The 8,033-nt window shown below is 60.9% G+C and carries 7 protein-coding genes; 1 reads left to right on the forward strand and 6 read right to left on the reverse strand.

The window, feature by feature from the left end:
- Positions 1-18 precede the first annotated feature (18 nt).
- The 6 genes from AO268_RS04570 to AO268_RS04595 form a co-directional block, all read right to left on the reverse strand.
- Entirely contained in the window at positions 19-453 is a 435-nt protein-coding gene (locus AO268_RS04570; protein WP_083743060.1) for a helix-turn-helix domain-containing protein, read from the reverse strand.
- A gap of 234 nt (positions 454-687) precedes the next feature.
- Positions 688-1,701 carry a sensor domain-containing diguanylate cyclase gene (locus AO268_RS04575; RefSeq protein WP_099168006.1) on the reverse strand — a complete coding sequence of 338 codons (1,014 nt, stop codon included), beginning with the start codon at positions 1,699-1,701 and terminating at the stop codon, positions 688-690.
- Positions 1,702-1,834: 133 nt separating this feature from the next.
- The gene (locus tag AO268_RS04580) at positions 1,835-3,772 is read right to left on the reverse strand and encodes an alkaline phosphatase D family protein (RefSeq protein ID WP_099168007.1); all 1,938 of its coding nucleotides are present in this window, start codon (positions 3,770-3,772) and stop codon (positions 1,835-1,837) included.
- Between the two features lie 166 nt (positions 3,773-3,938).
- Positions 3,939-6,179, reverse strand: coding sequence for an ATP-binding protein (locus tag AO268_RS04585; protein ID WP_099168008.1), 2,241 nt, complete (start codon positions 6,177-6,179; stop codon positions 3,939-3,941).
- Positions 6,176-6,787, reverse strand: a complete 612-nt coding sequence (locus AO268_RS04590) for a biliverdin-producing heme oxygenase (RefSeq protein WP_076962767.1) — start codon at positions 6,785-6,787, stop codon at positions 6,176-6,178. The genes AO268_RS04585 and AO268_RS04590 overlap by 4 nt, the downstream gene beginning before the upstream one ends.
- Before the next feature lie 202 nt (positions 6,788-6,989).
- On the reverse strand, positions 6,990-7,367 hold the full coding sequence (locus AO268_RS04595; protein WP_076962766.1) for a response regulator: 378 nt from the start codon (positions 7,365-7,367) through the stop codon (positions 6,990-6,992).
- Positions 7,368-7,558: 191 nt separating this feature from the next.
- Between AO268_RS04595 and AO268_RS04600 the strand changes: the two genes are divergently transcribed.
- Complete coding sequence (locus AO268_RS04600; RefSeq protein ID WP_141562775.1) at positions 7,559-8,002, forward strand: hypothetical protein; 444 nt, start codon at positions 7,559-7,561, stop codon at positions 8,000-8,002.
- Positions 8,003-8,033: the final 31 nt, after the last annotated feature.

The following is an 8,033-nucleotide window of genomic DNA, read 5'->3' on the forward strand; positions in this document are numbered from 1 at the left end:
CGTACACGGCAATCCGGGTCATGGTTTGGAGGTCTTGTTGACAGGGTTCACGATTAACCCGGAAAGTTTAGAGGCCGCTGAGGCTGGCTCGTGAGGTTGGATGTAGGGAGGCGAGTCTGGCGCGGCGACGATGCCGTAGGATGATTTAGGTGTCCTGCGTGTTTTGTTCAGCAGCAGGGAGTCTTGTAGATGCCGGCCCAATTCGTCGGTTTCGGCGATACGGGCCAGGTCCTGCTCCAAGCCCAGTACCTGCAGAACGGACAGGTAGGCGCCGATGGTGACACCCGCAGCACCTCGCTCCAGAGCCCGCAGGGTCATTTGCGACATACCGGCACGCTCCGCCACTTGCTTGGCGGTAAGCTTGCGTCGCAAGCGAGCCAGACGCAGGCGCTCGCCCAGGTCCACCAGTAATTGCTGGGTCATTGGAAGGAGCGGAGCAGTTTTATTGGCCATGGATGCAATTATTCCAGCGCTTCAAGCATAAAGATGAAGGAATACTAGCATCTGCATATAAGTGCAATTATTTTAGTGTTTTAAAGTATGTTATCGCCATAATAATTGCATATTTATGTTTTTTGAGCTGACCTAGGCGCATTTCGTAGAAAATACAGCACAAAGTTCACTGGCCCTATCGCCGGCAAGCCGGCTCCAAGCGGGTGCATTGCGCAATTTTTGCGCCAGTGCGCGTTATTGCGAAACCCGGTCCTTGCCCGCGGCCTTGGACCGGTACAGCGCCTGGTCTGCCCGGGCCATCAGGTTGGCGGGCGATTCGCCATCGAGGCGCTGTACCACGCCCAGGCTCAAGGTCACCTTGAAGTTGCCCACGCTGGGCACGTCGAGGATGGCCAGGCGGATGCGCTCGGCCAGCATCCTGGCCACGTCCACAGTGCTTTTGGGCAGGATCACCATAAACTCATCGCCGCCCCAACGCGCCAGCAGGTCACCCTGGCGGACACAGTGTTCCAGGCGCTCGACCACCTGCAACAGGGTGGTATCGCCCACGGCGTGCCCGTGCTGGTCGTTGATCGACTTGAAGTCATCGACATCCATGGCAATCACGGACAACGGCAGGCGAAACCGCTGGGCGCGCTCGCACTCTTCCAGCAGGGCTTTTTCCAGGCGATAGCGGTTGGCGATCCGGGTCAGGGTATCGCGCTCGGCCAGGGAGCGGTTTTCGTCCAGTTGCAACTGCAGTTGCTGGTTGACCCGCGACAGTTCGCGGGTCCGTTCGGCCACCAGCGCCTCAAGGGATTGGTTGCGCCGCTCAAGTTGTTCCAGGGAGCGTTTGCGTTCATGGATGCTGCGGTGGGCACCGACCATGCGCCACACCGAGCCATCGGTATTGCGGGCGATGATGTAGCCGCGGTCTTCGATCCACAGCCAGGTGCCGTCTTTTTTGCGACAGCGGTATTGGGCTTGATAGTGGGGCGTGCGGCTGTTGACGTAGTCGTCGAAGACTTTCATCACATGGGAGTAATCGTCGGGGTGGATCACGTTTTCCCAGGTGAAGACCGTGTTTTCCAGGGAGTGATGATCGTAGCCCAGCATTTCGTACCAGCCGGGGTTGCGATAGACGAACCCGGTATCGGCATTCCAGTACCAAATCCCATCGCTGACCAACTCCATGATGGCATGGACCAGGTCGGTATTACTGTCGAAAAGCTCACTTTTCAACGGATCCATATCGGATATATCGCCCATCTGCGCGCTCCCTGCGAGGATGCTGGCCCACTCTGGCCAGTCAGGTGTTAACGCCGATACTCCGTGGCTGGGCGTACTGTACAACGAGGTTTGACCGCAGAGAAAGAGGGCGAAAATTTGTGGCTAAACGCCATTATTCGCGGCGTCCAGGCGAGTGCGGTTCCACCATGCGCGTGGGGGGCGTGCCATTGGCGTTGTGCTGGTAAATCGCCTCGGGTTGCCCCTGTTCGTTGAAAAATACCTGGCCGATTCCCGCACTGTTCCACAGCCGTTCGCCGGCTTCGGCATGTGCCGGGATATACGGCACCACCTGCATGCGGCGGCGCCGGGTCAGCCAGTTCAGGGGGGAGCGTGGCGAGTAGAGCCAGCGGTTGATGCGGTCGAACCATTCCAGCAGGCGGGGCGGGAATTGGTTCTTGATACCGCTGCTGGTGATCTGCCAGATATGCGGCCCGGCATTGCGATGGCGGATCAGCACTTCGTAGACGAACGAGTAATGCACATCCCCCGACAGAATCACGTAGTTACCCGGGGTGCGCGAATGGCGGAAGATATTCAGGATCACCTGGGCGGCGCCACGGTGGGCCATCCAGTTTTCCGCATCGACCAGCAGCGGATAACCGCACCAACTGAAGACTTTCTGCACCGTCTCGATCAGCTTGACGCCAAAGATCGGTGCGGGTGAAACGATGATCGCCGATGGGTGGTCGAGCAGCTCCTGTTGCAGCTCGCTCAAGGCTTCCCAGTCCAACAGGCCGGACGGTTGCTTGAGGGTGAACTCACTGCGCCAGCGCCGCGTGCGGGTGTCGATCACCACCAGCGCCGGGGTGGTGGGCAGCACGTAATGCCACTGCTGGAAGGTCAGCAGTTCTTCGAGCAACTGGTCCTGGGCGGGGGCGGGCAGATGATTGCCGTGGTGCTGGGCCGTTGCGCTCAGGGCCAGGGTTTTGTCCACGAGCTGGGCGAAGGCATCGGGGTTGTTGCCCCAGCCCTGGCAGAGCATATAGGCGAGCAAGGCATTGCCGATGATGCGCTTGGAGAACGGGTGGCCATAGGCGGTCTGTTCCCATTGGGCGCTGAGGTTCCAGTCATCGGTGATGTCGTGATCATCGAAGATCATCAGGCACGGTATATGGGCGAACACCCGGGCCACCCCGGCCAGGCCATCGCGAAACTTATCCACAGGGACCTGTTCGCGGGCGTAGCGTGCCTGGTCTTCAGGCGTTAACCGGGCGGGAGGTTGCGGGGCGATCAGGGTCCAGGGGGTTGGCGACCAGACCAGCAGGTACATCGCCATCACTTCGGCGAAGGTCACCAGGTGGTTGTCGGCGCTGCTGCTGGTAAAGATCGGTTTTTTCACCCCGCCAAAAAAGCGTTCGCGCAGGGTCTCGTTGCTCTCCAGGGCCGGCAACAGGTCGGCGCGATGGTAGTAGCTGGCGGGGTGGCCGTAGAGCCTGGTGCTGTCGTCCACCACGGCGCCATCGAGGTGTTCATCGAACAGGCCCAGGCGCGCAATCAGCCCATGAATGGCACGCAGCATCGGCCCGGCCACATCGTCGGCATACACCTGGTCGCCACTCATCATCAACAGGGCCGGGCGCTGGGCCAGGCTGCGGTCCTCGGCCAGCAGGCGATCGGCGCACAGCAGGCCTTCATCGGCGTAATGGTGGGGTTTGCGGCAAGAGCCGTGCAGCAACTGGTGGATACGGCTGTGCAGGATAAAATCCGGGGCCTGGGCATTGGCGTACAGCAGGTGCGGTGCCCATTGGGCGATACCGGTTCCATCCTTGAGCAGCAGGTCATAGTGGATGGGCACGTCCTGGGGCAGCGGCGTGGCCAGCGACACATCGATCAGGTGGATAAACGCTGCGCGGCCTACGGCAATGACCTGGCACTGTGTGGCGTCGAGGGCGATATCCAGGGACTGTGGCTGCCCGTCCTGGCTGAACTGCAACCGCAAGGTCAATGCCAGCGCGCGACTGCCCACCAGCCACAACACCAGACGGCCCGGCTCCAGGCGGCGCAACAAGGGGCCGGCGAGGACGGCGGGCAAAGTGTCGGGTTGCAGCATGGAAACACGGCTCTGTTCGGGGGTGGACTGGATAGCTTAACGCAGTGGATGTCGGTGTTTTGTCAAAGTAACAAACGGCTCGCCGCCCCATCTGTAGGAGTCGGCTTGCCGACGGAAATCGTCAATGATAATGCGGGGGCCTGCTGCCCCGGCGTACACCGCCAGGTCAGCGTGGAGGCTGCACCACCTTGGGCACGGTAAAGCGAAATTCACTGCCACGCCCCAGCTCGCTTTCGGCCTCGATCCGCCCGCCGTGGGCCTTGACGATGCCCTGGGTGATGTACAGCCCAAGGCCGCTGCCCGTGGGGTTGTTTTCGGCCAGGGTCCAATAGCGATCAAACACATGGGGCAGTTGATCAGGGGCAATGCCTTCGCCGGAGTCGCGCACCGCAAACACAATTTCTTCGCCATTGCTCATCGCCGAAATCCCGATCTTGCCCAGGCGCGGGGTGAACTTGATGGCGTTGCCGATCAGGTTCGACAGCACCTGGAACAAACGCTCCGGGTCGGCGTTGATTTGCAGGCCGGGCTCGGCGTTGAACGACAGGTCCACCCCCTTTTCCAGGGCCAGGGGCGCCAGCAGCGAATAGGCCTCTTCAAAGATCTGGCTGACATCCAGCGGCACCGGCCTGACGGTGTAGCGGCCGGCTTCGATCTTGGAGGTGTCGAGCAAATCCTCCAGCAACACATTCATGCGCCCGGCGGCTTGCTGCATGGTGTCGATGGCCGAGGAAATCCGCCGCGAAGTGTGGGTGCCGTCAGAGCTGAACGCCTTTTGCATCATGCCGCACAGCATCGAGATCACGGTCATCGGGTTGCGCAGGTCGTGGGACACCACCGCCACCAGTTCATCCCGGGCGCGCACGGCCTGTTGTTCGCGCAGGACCTGGCGGGCCAGGTCGTTTTCCAGGGCCGAGCGGCGCAGGTCGTTGGCGGCAAAACGGTCGCCGGGGCTCCACTTGCTGGCGATGCCGGCCATTTCCACCTTCCAGATTTCAAACGAGGTGCGTGGGCGAAGGCGCAGGCCAGCGTCGGAGTTTTCCAGGGCCAGCGGTTTCTTCGGGTCGCCGCTCCACTGGATGCTCTCTTTGACTTCCGGGCGGAACCACAGCACACCGTTGTCCACCGGCTTGGGCAAGCTTATGGCCAGGACGCCGCTGGCCACTGCCGGGTAGTGTGCAGCGGGCGGGTAGACCGCCGCCAGGTGGTGGCTGGCAAATACCGGCTGCGCGGTTTCCTGCAGCCATTTATGCAAGGCGCGGATCTGCGAAGGCTCCGGGCAGTTGCCGTAGCGTTGCAGTTGCTGGCCTTCAATGATCGCCACGCCACTGGCCTGCACCAAGTCCATCAGTACTTGCGGGCATTGGGCCAGGCCGTCGAATACCGTGTCCGATGATGCGTCCATCGCCTGGTTGAGCACGCTCAGGGCCTCGACTTTTTCCTCGCGCTGGCGGCTGATATCCAGGGCCTCCATGGCACTGATCTGCAAGGACAGCACCTGGCCGATGGTCTGGCAGGTGGTGCGCAGTTCGTTGGGCACATGCAGCGGCTCGCGGTTGCCGCAACTGATCAGGCCCCACAGGGTGTCGCCCTTCATCAGCGAGATGCTCATGGACGACAGCACCCCCATGTTTTTCATGTACTGGCAGTGGATCGGCGACACGCTGCGCAGGGTGGCGAAGCTCAGATCCAGCGGCTGCCCGGTGTCCGGGCGCAGTTTGGGCAGCAGGGGCACCGGCTCGTAGTCGGCATTGGGGATGATCCGCAGCCAATTGGTGCGGTACAACTCGCGGGCTTGTTCCGGGATGTCGGACGCGGGGAAGAACAGGCCGTTGAACAGCTCCATGGATGGCGCGGACGCTTCGGCGATGACCTGGCCGTGGCCTTCCTCTTCAAAGCGGTAAATCAACACCCGGTCATAGCCGGTCATGGCCTGGATTTCGTTCACGCTGATTTCGTACAGCGCTTGCAGGGTTTTCGCCGACTGCAAGCGTTGCAACATCTTGCCCAGATTACTGGTGCGACCCTGCACGGGTTTGGGCTGGAAATGCTTGGCGCGTGGCTCGAACTCCAGCACCAGCACACCTTGATGGCGATGCAACAGGCCTTCAAACTCGCCACCGTTGAGGGTGACGTGCAGCGGCGGAGTGTCGATAACGCTGGGTTGGCTGGCCATCTGCCGCACAGCGTGGGTGTTTTCTGCGCCCAGCAGCGTATCCAGTGGCTGGCCGAGCAAGGTCTCGGGCTGGTGGTTGAACAGGCTGGCGACGTTGGCGCTGACTTGCATGATCAGCAGGTCCGGTTCGCGCAGGGTCAGCAGCACGCCGTGGGGCTGGATCGCGCCGGGAAAGCGGATGGGCTCGTCGGCACAGTTGGCCAGCAGTTCTTCAAAATCCTCGGGTTTCATAGCAGTACCTCCCGGCTGTCGAGCCATTGCTCAAAACAGCTGAATGTCGAGCAGGCCGCGTCCACCGCCTGGCGACGGCCTATGTCGTCCAGCGGGATGCGGCCCAGGTAGTCGAGAAAGTCTTTCCAGCGCCGACCGGTCTCGGCGCCGTATACATTGAGAAAGGCGCCGCCATTGCTGGCATCCAGCGCCAGGCGCCGGGCCATCTCCCGGCGCAATACCTGGCCGCCGAGGGTGGCGCCTTCCAGCACATACAACGCACCCAGGCAGGCGGCTGGGGTGTCGAGGCGTGGCAGGCAAGGGCTGAGGGGCAAGGCGCCAAGCGCCTGGTTGGACAGGCCCAGGGCCGTCAGGTCGGTGTACAAGGTTGGCGTTTTCACACGTAGAGCCTGATCGAATCCGACTGGAATCAAGGCGCTGTCGTAGAGCCGGGTTTCCATTGGCCGGTAGAAACCATAGTAAGCCTCAAGCAAGCGGCGATACCTGTCGGCATTCAGCTGCGCAGAAAAAAACGGCAAGCGTTTTTCCAGGGCCACATGGAGCAGGGCTGTGCCCGAGCGCAAGGCTTCAAGCAGAGAGGGCACCTCGACGTCATGGGCCTGATGCATGCAATAACTCGGACTGGTCGACCAGGGCGGGCCATGGCTGACACGTGGGTGAAGGGTGGGTAACGATTCTATACACCCTGCCGTCTGTATCTGAGAAGTTATGATGAAAAATCTGACGTTGTTGTCAGAAAAATTACCAGTTACTCAAAAACAGACCTCCCACGCTGTCGCGAAGTTCGATTGCTGCGATGTTGCGACGCGATCAGTGTAGGGCGGGGCCCTGCACCAACGCGGCCTGCACACAGTCAAGCAGGCGCTCGGTGCTCCAGGGCTTGGGCAAAAATTTCACGGTGCAGCCCAATTGTGCGGCCATGACCGTATTGCCCGAGGTCAGTACCACCGGCAAGGATGGCCAGCGGTGGGCCACGACCCTGCTCAGGTCATACCCGTTGAGCAGGCCGGGCATCTGGATATCGCTGACGATCAGGTCCACCGGATCACTGGTTCTCTCCAGAAAAATCATCCCTTCATCGGCCGAGGGGAATGAGGTCACCCGCGCGCCGAACTCCTCCAGTACATCCACCATCAGCGAGCGAATGATCTCGTCGTCTTCCAATACCAATATCGATGGCTGAGCCATGATCCTTACTCCACCATCTGGGTTGAGTAAGGTGGAGTGGCCCGCCGGGGGATAGGTTCGACTGGATGTTTTTTATTCGATGGGTGGTCATTTGATTACATGACGGCGTGGGTAAACCGCCGTGGCTTGCAGACTGCGCGGGGGATCAGCCAGGATGTGCACCGCGCACATTCACAGCAAGGGATGCCAGTGTGAAAGAAATGATCGGGGCGTTGATCGTCGTTGCCACCGTGGTGTTTGGCTGCACCGGGGTGTTGGCCGCCGTCGCGCTGGCCACCAAGAAAAGCCGCCTGGAAATACTCCAGACCTTGAGCGGCATGAGTCTGGGTCGCGACCGGTTTATCGGGATCGCCCGGTTGTGGGCCAACCTCTTCCTGCGCGTGTTCGGGCAAACGTACCTGGCCAGGCGCCAGTTGATCAGCATCCCGCTGTACACCTTGCTGGTGTCGCTGGTGTTTTTTGCGGTGTGGCTGCTGGACCTCTACTTGTTTAAAAATCCCGAGCACGTGTTCAATGTGCTGCCGCCGCCCAACGTGCTGCAGGCCATCAAGGACTTCTATGGCAAGGGCCTGCTGGTGTGTAAGCGCGCGCCGGATTTGGCACCGCGTTGCGCGATGATTGGCACGGCCCATTAGGCTTCAACTTGCAGAGTTAGGCGCGATGATT

The organism is Pseudomonas sp. ICMP 8385 (genome assembly GCF_002699915.1).
Classification (GTDB): Bacteria; Pseudomonadota; Gammaproteobacteria; order Pseudomonadales; family Pseudomonadaceae; genus Aquipseudomonas; species Aquipseudomonas gessardii.